This window comes from Pseudomonas sp. Marseille-P9899, from assembly GCF_903166565.1.
In the GTDB taxonomy this organism is placed as follows: domain Bacteria; phylum Pseudomonadota; class Gammaproteobacteria; order Pseudomonadales; family Pseudomonadaceae; genus Aquipseudomonas; species Aquipseudomonas huaxiensis.
In genome coordinates, this window is sequence record NZ_CAESCG010000001.1 from 1,751,694 (window position 1) to 1,764,931 (window position 13,238).

Annotated in this window: 10 protein-coding genes; 2 read left to right on the top strand and 8 right to left on the bottom strand. The window is 65.9% G+C overall.

The genetic code is table 11. The features are described from left to right. Nucleotides 1-6: 6 nt before the first annotated feature. The 3 genes from HWV67_RS07535 to HWV67_RS07545 are packed head-to-tail and all read right to left on the bottom strand — an operon-like array spanning nt 7 to nt 4,695. Entirely contained in the window at nt 7-1,308 is a 1,302-nt protein-coding gene (locus HWV67_RS07535; protein WP_175650624.1) for a 3-hydroxyacyl-CoA dehydrogenase NAD-binding domain-containing protein, read from the bottom strand. 12 nt (nt 1,309-1,320) lie between these two features. Then, complete coding sequence (locus tag HWV67_RS07540) at nt 1,321-3,477, bottom strand: 3-hydroxyacyl-CoA dehydrogenase NAD-binding domain-containing protein (protein WP_175650625.1); 2,157 nt, start codon at nt 3,475-3,477, stop codon at nt 1,321-1,323. A gap of 12 nt (nt 3,478-3,489) precedes the next feature. Further along, a complete protein-coding gene (locus tag HWV67_RS07545; RefSeq protein ID WP_175650626.1) occupies nt 3,490-4,695 on the bottom strand; it encodes an acetyl-CoA C-acetyltransferase in 1,206 nt (401 codons plus the stop codon). A gap of 271 nt (nt 4,696-4,966) precedes the next feature. On the opposite strand from HWV67_RS07545, the gene HWV67_RS07550 reads away from it, so the two are divergent. Next, nucleotides 4,967-6,136, top strand: a complete 1,170-nt coding sequence (locus HWV67_RS07550) for an aromatic ring-hydroxylating oxygenase subunit alpha (protein ID WP_175650627.1) — start codon at nt 4,967-4,969, stop codon at nt 6,134-6,136. A 54-nt stretch (nt 6,137-6,190) separates the two neighbouring features. Next, nucleotides 6,191-8,806 carry a LuxR C-terminal-related transcriptional regulator gene (locus HWV67_RS07555; protein WP_175650628.1) on the top strand — a complete coding sequence of 872 codons (2,616 nt, stop codon included), beginning with the start codon at nt 6,191-6,193 and terminating at the stop codon, nt 8,804-8,806. Between the two features lie 39 nt (nt 8,807-8,845). On the opposite strand, the gene HWV67_RS07560 is transcribed toward HWV67_RS07555, so the two are convergent. From HWV67_RS07560 to HWV67_RS07580, 5 genes are read right to left on the bottom strand one after another with little or no spacing between them, the layout of a single operon-like run. Then, entirely contained in the window at nt 8,846-10,000 is a 1,155-nt protein-coding gene (locus HWV67_RS07560) for an acyl-CoA dehydrogenase family protein (RefSeq protein ID WP_175650991.1), read from the bottom strand. Nucleotides 10,001-10,047: 47 nt separating this feature from the next. Continuing rightward, nucleotides 10,048-10,368: a 2Fe-2S iron-sulfur cluster-binding protein gene (locus tag HWV67_RS07565; protein ID WP_175650629.1), complete on the bottom strand. Its 321-nt coding sequence runs from the start codon at nt 10,366-10,368 to the stop codon at nt 10,048-10,050. A 12-nt stretch (nt 10,369-10,380) separates the two neighbouring features. Continuing rightward, nucleotides 10,381-11,607, bottom strand: a complete 1,227-nt coding sequence (locus HWV67_RS07570) for an NAD(P)/FAD-dependent oxidoreductase (protein WP_175650630.1) — start codon at nt 11,605-11,607, stop codon at nt 10,381-10,383. A 17-nt stretch (nt 11,608-11,624) separates the two neighbouring features. Further along, nucleotides 11,625-12,791 carry a thiolase C-terminal domain-containing protein gene (locus HWV67_RS07575; protein WP_175650632.1) on the bottom strand — a complete coding sequence of 389 codons (1,167 nt, stop codon included), beginning with the start codon at nt 12,789-12,791 and terminating at the stop codon, nt 11,625-11,627. 1 nt (nt 12,792) lies between these two features. Beyond that, entirely contained in the window at nt 12,793-13,215 is a 423-nt protein-coding gene (locus tag HWV67_RS07580; RefSeq protein ID WP_175650633.1) for a Zn-ribbon domain-containing OB-fold protein, read from the bottom strand. Nucleotides 13,216-13,238 lie beyond the last annotated feature (23 nt).

The following is a 13,238-nucleotide window of genomic DNA, read 5'->3' on the forward strand; positions in this document are numbered from 1 at the left end:
CTTTCATCAGGTTCGCGGGTCGCCCGGATCGGCGCCCCCGTCATGGAAACGGCCACCCTCGCGCGCCAGGGCCCGCAACAGTGGCGGCGGCGCATAGGCGTCGCCGAGGTGGCGATAATGTTCACAGCGGGCCAGCACCCTGGCCGCGCCCAGTTCGTCGGCATAGCGCAGAGCACCGCCGCGCCAGGCGGGAAAACCGATGCCCAGCAGCAGCGCCCGGTCCAGTTCGGCGGCGCTGGCGACCACGCCTTCCTCCAGGGCGTGCACTGACTCGACGATCATCGCCAGCATCAACCGCTCGATGATCGCGCCGTCGGACAGTTCATCGGTCACCGGACCAATGTGCTCGGCCAGCAACTGCCGCGCGGCCGGGTTCACTTGCCTGGCCGGGCGGCCATCGCTGTCCGTTTCGTGCAGATAAAACCCGGCGCCGCTTTTCTGTCCGAGCAGGCCGGCGGCCAGCAGGATGCGAATGGCGTCGTTGGCGATGCCCGGCATCCGCTGCGGATAGCCGGCGAAAATCAGGTCGCAGGAATGCGAGCCGATATCCAGCCCCACCACGTCCTCCAGGTACGCCGGCCCCATGGGCCAACCGAAGGCTTCGGCGACCCGGTCGACCCGGGCGAAATCCACCCCGTCGGCCAGCAGCCGCAGGAAGGCGTGCATGTAGGCCATCAGAATGCGGTTGACCAGAAAGCCCGGCCCGTCGCGTACCACGATCGGCACCTTGCCCATGGCCAAGGCCTGCTTGACCGCGGTCTGCACGGTGTAGTCGCTGGTCAGGCGACCACGGATCACCTCCACCAGCGGCATCACCGGGGCCGGGTTGAAGAAGTGCAGCCCGGCGAAGTTGTCCGGGCGCTGCAAGGCCGCGGCGAGGTCGTCGATGCGCAGCGACGAGGTGTTGCTCAGCAGCACCGCATCGGCACTCACCAGTCCTTCCACTTCCCCCAGCACCTTGTTCTTGATGCCGAGGTTATCGACCACCGCCTCGATCACCACGCTGGCGCGTTCGAAGCCCTGGTAATCCAGTTGTGGATGGATCGCTGCGGCGATATTGGCCGCAGCCTCCGGATCAAGACGCGCCTGCCCGACCTGGCGGGCCAGCAGCCGGCGAACCTGGGCCATGGCCTGGTCCAGCGGCGCCTGACGCACGTCCTTCAGGCGCACCGGCAGGCCATTGAAGGCACAGGTGTAGGCGATGCCGGCGCCCATCACGCCAGCACCGATCACACAGGTTCGCACCAGCAGGCCATTGTCGGCGGCGAAGGCATCGCCGCGACGGGGATCGAGAGGAAATCCGCTCATCCTGGACCCGCCTTACGCCGACAGCAGGCTGGGGTGGAAGCTCTGTCTCGCCGTGGCCCGTTGGCGCAGCCACGCCGAAGGCCGATAACGCTCGCCCCAACGCTCGGCAAGGGCATCGCACTGGGCGACGAAGGCGCCGGCACCCAGCGTGTCGATGTACGACAGCACACCGCCCGTCCAGGTCGGGAAGCCGATCCCCAGGGTCGAGCCGAGGTCGGCGTCCGCCGCTTCGCTGACCACACCCTCTTCCACGCAGCGCGCAGCTTCCAGCGCCTGAATGGTCAATACGCGCAGGCGAACTTCCTCCAACTCTGGCTGGTGCTCCGCCACCGGCCAGTGGCTGGCAAGGCCGGGCCACAGATGCTTGGCGGCGCCTTCCGGGTATTCGTAGAAACCACCGCCGGCGCGGCGCCCCGGCCGTTGCAACTCGTGGACCATCGCCTTCACCAGGTCGATGGCCGCGCCGCGCTGGAAACGCTCGTCAAGGTTCAGCTCGAGGGCCTGGCGATGCACCTTGAGCTGCAGTTCCAGCGACACCTCGTCGGCCACCGCCAACGGCCCTACCGGCATGCCGGCCTGGCGCGCGCCCTGCTCGATCAATTGCGGGCTGATACCCTCCTTGAGCATCAGGAAACCTTCATCGACGTAGCTGCCGAACACCCGGCTGGTGAAGAAGCCCGGGCTGTCGTTGACCACGATCGGGGTTTTCTTCAACTGACCGATGAAGTCCAGCGCCCTGGCCAGGGTCGGGTCGCTGGTAGCGCGACCGCGGATGACCTCCACCAGTGGCATGCGCTCCACCGGAGAGAAGAAATGCAGGCCAATGAAGTTCTCGGGACGGGCGAAAGCCTCGGCCAGCAGCGAGATCGGCAAGGTCGAGGTGTTGCTGGCGAACAACACGCCCGCCGGCAGCACCTCGACGGCGCGACGGGTCACTTCGGCCTTGATTGCCAGATCCTCGAAGACCGCTTCGACCACCAGCTCGGCGTCGGCCAGATCTTGGTAAGTGGCGGTCGGACGGATCAACGCCAGGGCCGCATCGGCCTGGTCCTGGCGCAGAGTGCCGCGTTTGACTGCCTTGCCCAGATCGTCGGCGATACGTTGGTGAGCGGCGCGGGCCTGGTCCAGGGAAGCGTCCAGCAACACCACAGTCATACCGGCCTGCGCCGCGACCTGGGCGATACCGGCGCCCATCTGCCCGGCGCCGAGTACCGCGATACGGCTGAACCGCACGCGCTCCGGGCCTTGTGGACGACGCGAGAGTTTCTCGGCGGCGGCCTTGTTGATGAACTGGGTGCGGATCAGGTTGCGCGCCACCGGGCTGGTCAGCAGTTGTGCAAAATAGTTGGCCTCGATGCGCAGGCCAGTGTCGATATCCACCTGCAAGCCTTCGCCGACACAGGAAAGGATCGCCAACGGCGCCGGGAAATTGCCCCGTGAGGCCACATGGGCCTGGAGGATTTTCGCCGTCAACGGCCCGTTGGGATACGCCAGTTGGCGCAGGTCAGCGGGTTTCCAGCCTTTGCGGTCCCAGGGCTGGCTGGCCTGCGGATTGGCCAGCACCCAGGCCCGGGCCTTGGCGATCAGTTGTGCAGGTTCGGCCAGCGCGTCGACGATGCCCAATTCCAGCGCCCGCTGCGGGCCCACCGGTTTGCCTTCGAGTAGCAACGGCAGGGCCTGGGCCACGCCGATCAAGCGGCTCAGGCGCTGGGTGCCACCGCCGCCGGGCAGCAGGCCGACGCTGACTTCCGGCAGGCCCACTTGGGCGGCAGGATCATCCGCCAGCACGCGGTAATGGGTGGCCAGGGCCAGTTCCAGACCGCCGCCGAGGGCCAACCCGCCGATGGCGGTGGCCACCGGCTTGCCGCAGGTTTCCATGCGCCGGGTCAGGCGTTGCAGGCTGGCGCTCTGGTCGCGGGCCTGGACCTTGGTGGTACCGCGCTCGAAGTTCTTCACCAGTTCCAGCAAGTCGGCGCCGGCGATAAAGCCACGGGCCTTGGCCGAGTGGATCACCACGCCCTTGACTGCCTCGTTGCCGGCCAGTTGGTCAAAGACCGTGGCCAGCTCTTGCTGCAGGTCTGCGGTGAGGATGTTCAGGCTGCGTCCCGGAACGTCGATGCCGATCAGCGCGACGCCGTCGGCATCGATCGTGAGAGTAAGGTTGTGCATGGTCATCATCCTTCAGAGCCGTTCAATCACGGTGGCGGTAGCCATGCCCGCTGCCGCGCACAGGGTGATCAGCGCGCGGCGGCCGCCACGGCGTTCCAGTTCATCGAGGGCGGTGCCCACCAGCATCGCGCCAGTGGCGCCCAGGGGGTGGCCGAGGGCGATGGAGCCGCCGTTGACGTTGATCCGGTCGTGGCCGACGCCGGTCTCGCGCATGAAGCGCATCACCACCGAGGCGAACGCTTCGTTGACCTCGAACAGGTCGATATCGTCGAAGCCCAGGCCCAGGCGTTGCAGCAGCTTCGCGCTGCAGGGCGCAGGGCCGGTGAGCATGATGGTCGGCTCACTGCCGATCGACTGGAAACCGAGGATCCGGCCGCGCGGCCTGAGCCCGTTGCGCTCGCCGTAGGCACGGCTGCCGACCAGCACGGCACTGGCGCCGTCGACAATGCCCGACGAGTTGCCGCCGGTGTGCACATGTTCGATGCGCTCGACCTGCGGGTAGCGTTGCAGGGCCAGGGCGTCGTAGCCGCTTTCGCCCATGGCGGTGAACGCCGCCTTGAGCCGGGCCAGATCGGCGACGGTGGTGCCAGCGCGCAGGTGTTCGTCGCGGGCCAGCACCACCTCACCGATGACATCGCGCACCGGAATCACCGAGCCGTCGAAATAGCCCGCGGCCCAGGCATGGGCAGCGCGACGCTGGCTTTCCACGGCGAAGGCGTCGATGTCTTCGCGGCGGTAGGCATCGAGGGTGGCAATCAGGTCGGCACCGATGCCCTGCGGCGTGTAGTACGACTTCCAGTTGGTCTGCGGATCGGCGTACCAGGGGCCGCCATCGCCGCCCATCGGTGTGCGCGACATCGACTCGACACCACCGGCGACCACCGCCTGGGCCTGACCGCTGGAAACCACTGCGGCGGCCAGGTTCACCGCCTCCAGCGCCGAGGCGCAGAAGCGGTTGATCTGCTGCCCCGGCACCTGTTCGGCGTAGTCGGCGACGATGGCCGCAAGACGCGCGATGTTGGCGCCCTGCTCGCCGATGGGTGCCACGCAACCGAGGATCACATCGTCGATCTGCGCGGTGTCCAGGCCATTGCGTTGGCGCAGCGCGATGAGGGTCTGCGCCGCCAACTGGACAGGGGTGATTTGCGCCAGAGCGCCGTCGGAGCGACCGCGTCCCCGAGGCGTGCGGACATGGTCGTAGAGATAAGCGTCAGCCACGAGCGACTCCCGTTCAGTAAGAAAAAAGCTCGCGAAAAACCGAGCCGTCGGCAGCGATGGTAGTGAGGCGAAAACCCTTTGCCGTCGTCGCTTCCGACGATTTGGCGCAGCGAGCGACAGGGAATGCAGCCTGTGTTGATTCACGTCAGACGCCGCGACGACCGGCCAGATCGGGGCTTGTATTTAGCGGGAACGCGAAATAACCTAATGCCATTAGTTAAATCGTGAGTCCCCTGCAAAGCCCTTCGAAAACAACAAAAAGGACCCCGCCATGAGCGTTGAAACCCAGATCCGTTACCAGCGTTTGAATGACCTGACAGCCAGTCAGATCGAAGCCATCCGCGCCATCCCGGCCCACGACGAAGCCACCACCCCGGTGATCGAAGCGACCCGCCCCACCGCGATGTTTCTCGACGACGCGGTGTACGCCAGGGAGCAGGAAAAGGTCTTCCGCCGCCTGCCGGTAGCCATCACCGTCTCGGCCATGCTGCCGGAGGCAGGCAGCCTGCTGCCGCACGATGCCTACGGTGTACCGCTGATCGTCTCCCGCGACCGCGAGGGTGTGGTGCACGTGTTCATCAACGCCTGCATGCACAAGGGCTCGACCCTGGTACCCGGCTGCGAGCCACAGAAAAGCGCGCGCATCACCTGCCCGTACCACGCCTGGTCGTGGAAGCTCGACGGCAACCTCGCCGGGGTTGCCCGCGCCGAGACCTTCGCCTGCCTGAACAAGGAAAAACGCAACCTGGTGGAACTGCCCAGCAAGGAAGCCGGCGGCATCATCTGGGCCATTCTCGACCGTGACGCCGAGGGCGATTTCAGCCTGCTGGGCGACGACATCCTCGCCGACCTCAACGCCCTGGCCCTGAACGAACAGCACCTTTACGGGCGTAAGACCTTCCACCTCGAGTCCAACTGGAAGCAGGTGATCGAACCCTTCCTCGAGGGCTATCACGTGCAGCGCCTGCACGCCAAATCGGTGGGCCCGCTGTTCGCCGACGTGCCCACCGTGGTCACCCGCATGGGCGACCATTTGCGGCAGATCTCCGGCAAGGTCGAATTCGCTCCCGACGGTCTGGAGAACGAAAAGAACATCCACAAGACCATCACCCACGCCTACCTGCTGTTCCCCAACACCGTGCTGATCACCAGCCCGTACTACATGAGCGTGATGATCGTGATCCCCACCGAAGCCGGCAAAACCCAGGTGGACTACCACATGCTGACCCTCAACAAGGCCGACAACGCCAAGTCCGAAGCGCTGTACAAGACCTCCTACGACACCGTGCTGGGGGTGTTCGGCAACGAGGATTTCGTCGCCGCCGAGTACTGCTGGAAAGGCCTCAAGACCGGCGCACTGGACAACATCGACGTGGTCTATTCGGGGCTCGAACACTGCATCCTGATGCAGTACGAAACCCTCGAAAAACACATGAATTGAGCGCCGCCCTGCCCGCCTCGCGCGGGCAGCCCGCACCCTCGTGAGGGAGAGCCCATGCAAGCCGTCGCCATTCATCACCCCGAAGCCACGCGCCAGGCCATCCAGAAGCCCGGCCCTGGCCAAGCCGTCACCTTTCGCCGCGTGCACCTGCTCGAACGCTTCAACCAACAACCACTTCGGGCGCTGACCCTGGTTCATGCGCCGATGGGTTTCGGCAAAACCACCCTGCTCCGGCAATTCTTCGAGGAACGCTCGGCACACCGGGCCTGCGCCTGGTTGACCTTGTCGGAGCGGGACAATGACATCGGTCACTTCCTCCAGCGCCTCGAACGCGCCTTCGCCCTGGAACCCGCGTCAGGCGGCAACCTGTTCGAGCGCATGGAACACCTGCTGCTGGGCGCGCCGATCTGCCTGTTCCTCGATGAGTTCGAAGCCATCAGCAACGAAGGCATCCTCAGCTTGATGCGCGAGTTGCTCAAACGCATCGGCCCCGAGAGCGAGGTCATCATCGGCTCGCGCACCCTGCCAAGCATCGGCGTGCCGCGTCTGCGGGCCCAGGGCGCGATCCTGGAGATCACCGCGCACCAACTCAATTTCACCCACGAGGAAACCCAGCGGCTGTTCCAGCAGCGCCCCGGTCACCACTTGAGCGACGCGCAAATCACCCTGCTGCACCGCAAGAGCGAAGGCTGGCCGGCCTTTCTCGGCCTGTTCTGCGCCACGGTGCAGGGCCCGCTGAGTGACGCCGAACTGCTGCAACGCTTCGGCGACGGGCGCGCCTCGATGACTGAAATGGTGTCGTTGCGGGTGCTCGCCACCCTCGCTGAGCCCGTGCGGGAATTCCTGCTTGCGTCCTGCGCCCTCGACGAATTCGACGCCGACACCTGCGACCACGTCCTGCAACGCCAGGACAGCGAAGCCATGATCGCCTGGCTGGAAAAACACCAGTTGTTCATCGTCCGGGTCGATCCGCAGCACAAGACCTGGCGCTACCACAGTGTGTTCGCCACTGTGCTCAAGGCCGCGGCCGGCGCCGGGCAGCACCGCGATATCCAGCGCCGCGCCGCAGACTGGTATCAGCGACGCGGGCGCCCGATCCTGGCGATCAACCACTACCTGCAGGCCGGTTGCAGCGACGCGGCGGTCCGGTTGCTGGAGGCACTGTCCCCCGAGCTGCTGGTGCAAGGTCGCGCGCGCCTGCTGTTGCGCTGGCTCGATCAGCTACCCGGTGAGCATTTCGGCAACCACCCGCGCCTGACCCTGACCATGGCCTGGGCCCTGGGCCTGAACCGCCGTCACGACGAAGCGCTGCGCTACCTCGCCAACCTGCGCGACTTTCCCGACCTGCCGGCGGAACTCAGCCGCCAGATGCCGACCGTGCGCGCGGTCAGCCTGAGCATGGCCGACCGCACCCATGAAAGCCTCGACCTGGCGCAAATCGACAGCGACCCGGCAGAAGGCGAACTGGACTTCCATCAATTGGTGCTGATGCACATCGTGATCTACGCGCTGATTGCCCGAAATGATTTCGCCATCGCACGCCGGCATCTGGCGCGGATGTCCTCGCCGCAGGTGCGGCAGTCCTCGTTCAACCAGGCGCTGACCATCACCGGCAGCGGCTCACTCGACCTGATCCAGGCGCGCCTGAGTACCGCCCTCAGCCAGCTCGGCGGCGAACGGCCGAACCACTCGCCCTACCTGCAACGGGCCAGCCTCAGTGACGTGACCCTGGCCATCGCCCTGTATGAACGGGACGAAACCGCACGCTGCCTGCAGGTGCTAACCCGGGTAATGCCACTGATCGCCGAGAACGGCACCCCGGACCAGTTGATCCAGGCTCACCTGCTGGTGTCGCGGATCCACGCCATCAACGGCGCGCCGCAACTGGCCAACGAATACCTCGACGAACTGGATTCACTGGGCAGCATCCACGCCATCCCGCGGCTGAGCAGCGCCGCCTGGCTCGGTCGAGCCTGGCTGGCCTGGCGCCAGGGCGATCTCACGGGCGCCAGCTATGCCTGCCGGCGTTCTACGGTGCAGTTGGGCCAGCAGCAATCCGGTGTGCTGGTGGCCTGCGTCTACGATGCCGACTGGGCACCGATGATGAGCCTGCGTCTGGCGGCCCATGGCACCCCGGCGGCGCAGACGATCGAACACCTGCGGCAAGCGGTGGACGCCGCCGAGGCGGTGGGCCGGGTGCGTCGGGCCATGGAGTTGAAGATGCTGCTGGCCCGCGCCATGGTCGGCAGTGGCGACGAGGCCGGGGCACTGCGGGTGCTGGAGGCGCCGCTGCGCCACGCCATCAGCGAAGGCTATTACCGGGTCTTCCTGGACGAAGGCGAGCAGCTCTGTCACCTGGCCAGTCAGTGGTGCGAGCGCAACCGCGCGACCTTGCGCGGCCAGGACTCACTGCTGGAGCGCTTCATCGCCCGGCTCGCACCGCTGGTGAATTCGGCGGCGGAAATGGCGAAGGCGCAGATCAGCCTGTCGCAGCGCGAGTTCGAAGTGCTGGCGCTGCTGGAAACCGGGATGCGCAACAACGACATGGCCGACCGCCTGTTCGTCTCGGAAACCACGGTGCGCACCCACTTGCGCAGCATCAGCGCCAAGCTGGGGGCGCGCAGCCGTACCGAAGCGGTGTCGCTGGCGCGGCAGATGCAGTTGATCTGATGGACCCCATCGCTGGTATGTCAGCGATGGGGTCCGACTTTATCCCTTCCGATCATCCAGCCCCAACCCGCGTCCGATGATCTCCTTCATGATCTCGCTGGTCCCGGCGAAGATCCGGGTAATCCGCGCATCCCGGTACATACGGCAAATACGGTATTCCTCCATGTAGCCCGCCCCGCCAAACAGCTGCAGGCACTCGTCGATCACCTTGCCCTCCAGCTCCGAGGTCAGCAGCTTGACCTGGGCCGCCACCTCGGCGCTCAGCTCGCGCTTGTTGTGCAGCAGCACGCACTGGTCGAGGAAGGTCTGCAGCGAGTCCAGTTGGCTGCGCAGCTCGGCCATCCTGAACCGCGAGTTCTGGAAGCTGCCGACGCTGCGGCCGAAGGCCTTGCGCTCCTGGATGAATTCCAGGGTCAAGTCGAAGGCGGTCTGGGCGCTGGCCAGGGACATCACCGAGCCGGTCAGGCGTTCCTCGGCCAGGCCCTGCATCATGTAGCTGAAGCCCTTGGTGGGGTCGCCCAGCACGTTGGCCTTGGGCACTTTCACATCCTGGAAGAACAGCTCGGCGGTGTCCTGGGCATCAAGGCCCATCTTGTCCAGCTTGCGCCCGCGGCTGAAGCCGGGCATGCCCTCTTCCACCAGGAACAGGCCGATGCCGTACTTGGCATCGGGTACGGTACGCGCCGCCACCAGCACCACATCGGCAATCAGGCCGTTGGAGATGTAGGTCTTGGAGCCATTGAGCAGCCAGTGGTCGCCACGGTCCTCGGCACGCATTTTCATGCCGCCCAGGTCGGAGCCGGCGCCGGGCTCGGTCATCGCCACCGCAAGAATGCTCTCGCCGCTGATGCAGCGCGGCAGGAAGCGCGCCTTCTGTTCCTCGCTGCCGTGATGGCCGATGTAGGGCGCCACCAACCGCGAATGCAGTTGCAGGTAGAACCCGACCTCGCCGTAGCGCACGTTCTCTTCATAGAGAATCTGGTCGTAACGGAAATCATCGATCCCCAGCCCGCCATATTCCTCGGGCGCCCACATCAACAGGTAGCCCTGGGCGCCCGCATCCAGCCAGGCCTGCCGATCAACCCGTCCGGCCTCGCGCCAGCCCTCGGCCTTGGGGCCGATTTCACCCTGCACATAGCGGCGCACGCTGTCGCGGAACTGCTGGTGTTCTGCATCGAAAATCACACGCGGCATCATGACCACGCTTCTCCTTTCTTGTCGTTGTCGGAAGCTTGTCAGGCTCAGTACTGCGAGGCGGGCATGCGCACCACCAGACCGTCCATGTCGTCGCTGATCACCACCTGGCAACCCAGGCGGCTGGTGGGCTCGGGCTCGGCGACGCAGTCGAGCATGTCCCGTTCCATCGATCCGGGCGCGGGCACCCGGGCGAAATCGGCTTCGCTGAGGTAGCAATGGCAGGTGGCGCAACTGCAAGCGCCACCGCACTCGCCGAGAATGCCGTCGATGCCGTTGTTGAGCGCTACCTGCATAAGGTTGCTGCCCGCTGCGGCTTCGACTTCGAAAGACGCCCCGTCATGGGCGACAAAGGTAATGACTGGCATGGGCCGACTCCTTCAACTGAAACAGGCCTGGATATCGATGGACTCGTCCGCCAGCCGCTCCGGATCAGCGGACTTGCCCTGAGCAAGAAAACGCTTGGCGACGATGAAGTCCTTGGGACGGTTGATCGCGTCCACTGCCAGCAGCCTGTCGCCATGGAAGTAGAACGCGGAGAAGCTGCGACCGGCCTGGCTGTCGCCACGCAGCACCACCCGGTCGTATCCGCTGGATAGGCCAGCGATCTGCAACTTGAGGTCGTACTGATCGGACCAGAACCAAGGCAACGCCGTGTAAGCCGTGGCTTTGCCACAGATCGCCAGGGCGGCGATGCGCGCCTGGTCGCTGGCGTTCTGTACCGATTCCAGACGCAGCCAGCTGTCATACAGCGGATTGAAGTGACGGGTGCAATCGCCCACCGCGTAGACGTTGTCCAGCACCGTGCGCGCATGTTCGTCAACGGTAATGCCCTGCTCCACATCAGCGAGGCCGAGCTGGCGGCCGAGTTCGACCGTGGGCAATACGCCGATGCCCACCACCACCAGGTCCGCCGGCAGGCGGCGGCCGTCGGCGAGCAGCACTTCGCGCACCTTGTCCTCGCCGACGAAGCATTCGAGGCGGGCGTCCAGCACCACCTCGACGCCTTCTTCACGGTGCACCCGGGTGTAGAACGCCGAGACCTCCGGCGCAGTCACCCGCTGCAGGATTCGCGGCAGCGCTTCCAGCACCGTGACGTGCATGCCCTGCTGGCGCAGTGAAGCGGCGGTTTCCAGGCCGATGTAACCACCACCGACGATGACCGCGTGGCCGCCGGGGCGCAGGTGTTCGCGGATGCGCAACACATCCTGGCGGTCGCGCAGGTAGCAGATGCCCGGCAGGTCGCCGCCCGGCAACTGCAGGCGGCGCACCTCGGCGCCGGTGGCGAGGATCAGGTGGCTGTAATCCAGTGTCAGGCCGCTGTCGCAATACAGCCGGTTGGCCTTCGGATCGACGCGGGTGACACGGGTGTCCAGGCGCACGTCGATGTTCTGTTTGGCATAGAAATCCGCCGGGCGGATCAATAACGCTTCGTCACTCTTGTCGGCACAGAGAAAGCCCTTGGACAGCGGCGGCCGGTGGTACGGCAGCAGCGGCTCGGCGCTGACCAGGGTGATCGCCCCGCTCCAGCCTTCCTGGCGCAGGCTGGCCGCGGCTTGGGCGCCGGCATGGCTGCCACCGACGATGACGCAATGAGGTTCGGACATGTTCATTTCCTCGCGGCTTACAGGTCGTCGCTGGCGAACAGCGCCGAACTGACGGTGGGTGCACCGGGGCCGCCGGCCATCAGGCAGATGCGCGCATCCGCCACCGGGTTGGCGGACTCGCCGCGCAGGCAGCGCACCGCCTCGATGGCAACGCCGATGCCGTGGACGAAGCCATCGGCAAAGTTGCCGCCGGCGGTGTTCACCGGCAGCTTGCCGCCGTCGGCGATCAGGTTTTCGTAGCGGATCACCTCGGCGACGTTGTCGTAGGTGCAGAAACCGTGGTCGATCAGCGAGGCCACACCCTGGGCGCTGAAGTTCTCGTAGAGCTGCACCACATCGACATCCGCTGGGGTCACGCCGGTCTGCTCCCACAGACGCTTGGCAATCGGCTTGAAACCGGCCGAGGCGTAATCGAGGTCGTTCTCGCAGAGATCGCCCCAGCCCTTGTGCGCACCGTTGGCCACGCCCAGCAGGCGCACCGGCTTCTTGCGCAGGTCGCGGGCACGCTCGGTGGACACCAGCAGCAGCGCGCCAGCGCCGTCGTTCTCCCGCGAGCAGTCGAACAGGCGGAACGGATCGGCGATCAGCCGGCCTTCGCGGTAGGCCCCGATATCCAGCGGCTTGCCATAGGCGGTGGCGTGCGGGTTGCGCGAGCCGTGGTAGTAGGAAGCGCGGACAAGCTCCTCGGCGACCGAGGTCGGCACCTTGTGGTGCTCGTACAGGCGCTGGGCACGCAGGGCGCAGATCTGCGCCGGCGAAACGAGGCCGGCGCCGACGATATGGTCGTTGAGGTGGTGACGCATCACCGCCGCCGACATGCGCCCGCTGTTGTCCTGCACCAAGGCGCGGAACACCACCACCGCAGTGGCCTGACCGCTGATGATCGCCGAAGCGGCGATGCCGAAAGCACCAGCAATGCCACCGCCGCCGCCGCCCCACATCTGCGCGTTGAAACGCAGTTCGCGGGTGCCCAGGTCAGGCATCAGCCGCACCGGTTCGTTCTTGTCGTCGCCGTAGGAGACAAAGCCGTCGATCTGCGCCGGGTCAAAACCGGCGTCGTCGCAGGCATCGATGATCGCCTGCACCAGCACGCCTTGTTCAGGCAGCGGCGCGGTGCCGCGCTTGTATTGACGCAGGCCGACACCCGCGACCGAAACCGCATCGAGCATTGGATTGGCGGGCATTTCAGACTTCCTCGGCAGATGAGTTGACAGGGCCGGCGCTCCAGCGCCAGGCCAGCAGGGCTTCGCCCTCGAACGTGTCGTGATGTGGACGCCCGGTGACCGGCTGGCCGATCACGGGCTGCGCGGCGCTGGCGTCCAGCGTGCCGAGCAGGCGCGTGCCGCCGGCATCGTCCAGTTCCACCACCACGCTGATGTAGGGAATGGCCAGACCCTTCGGCGCGCCGAAGTCGTGCCAGGTTCGGGTCCAACTGTAAATTCGCCCACGCGGCACCACCGCGTGCCAGCTCTGACTCCAGCCGCCGCATTCACCGCAGCGCCAGACCGCCGGCCAGTTCCATCGGGTACAGCCGTCGCAGCGCTGCATTTTCAATTGCCCCTGGGCCAGCGCGGCCCAGTACTCGCCATCAGCACCAATACCTTTCACTGTTTGACTCCCTTGTTATTGTG

What these genes read in the sequence shown, in the direction of transcription:
- HWV67_RS07535 (WP_175650624.1), bottom strand. Translation starts at nt 1,308, where the DNA reads ATGAGCGGATTTCCTCTCGATCCCCGTCGCGGCGATGCCTTCGCCGCC.
- HWV67_RS07540 (WP_175650625.1), bottom strand. Translation starts at nt 3,477, where the DNA reads ATGCACAACCTTACTCTCACGATCGATGCCGACGGCGTCGCGCTGATC.
- HWV67_RS07550 (WP_175650627.1), top strand. Translation starts at nt 4,967, where the DNA reads ATGAGCGTTGAAACCCAGATCCGTTACCAGCGTTTGAATGACCTGACA.
- HWV67_RS07555 (WP_175650628.1), top strand. Translation starts at nt 6,191, where the DNA reads ATGCAAGCCGTCGCCATTCATCACCCCGAAGCCACGCGCCAGGCCATC.
- HWV67_RS07560 (WP_175650991.1), bottom strand. Translation starts at nt 10,000, where the DNA reads ATGCCGCGTGTGATTTTCGATGCAGAACACCAGCAGTTCCGCGACAGC.
- HWV67_RS07565 (WP_175650629.1), bottom strand. Translation starts at nt 10,368, where the DNA reads ATGCCAGTCATTACCTTTGTCGCCCATGACGGGGCGTCTTTCGAAGTC.
- HWV67_RS07570 (WP_175650630.1), bottom strand. Translation starts at nt 11,607, where the DNA reads ATGTCCGAACCTCATTGCGTCATCGTCGGTGGCAGCCATGCCGGCGCC.
- HWV67_RS07575 (WP_175650632.1), bottom strand. Translation starts at nt 12,791, where the DNA reads ATGCCCGCCAATCCAATGCTCGATGCGGTTTCGGTCGCGGGTGTCGGC.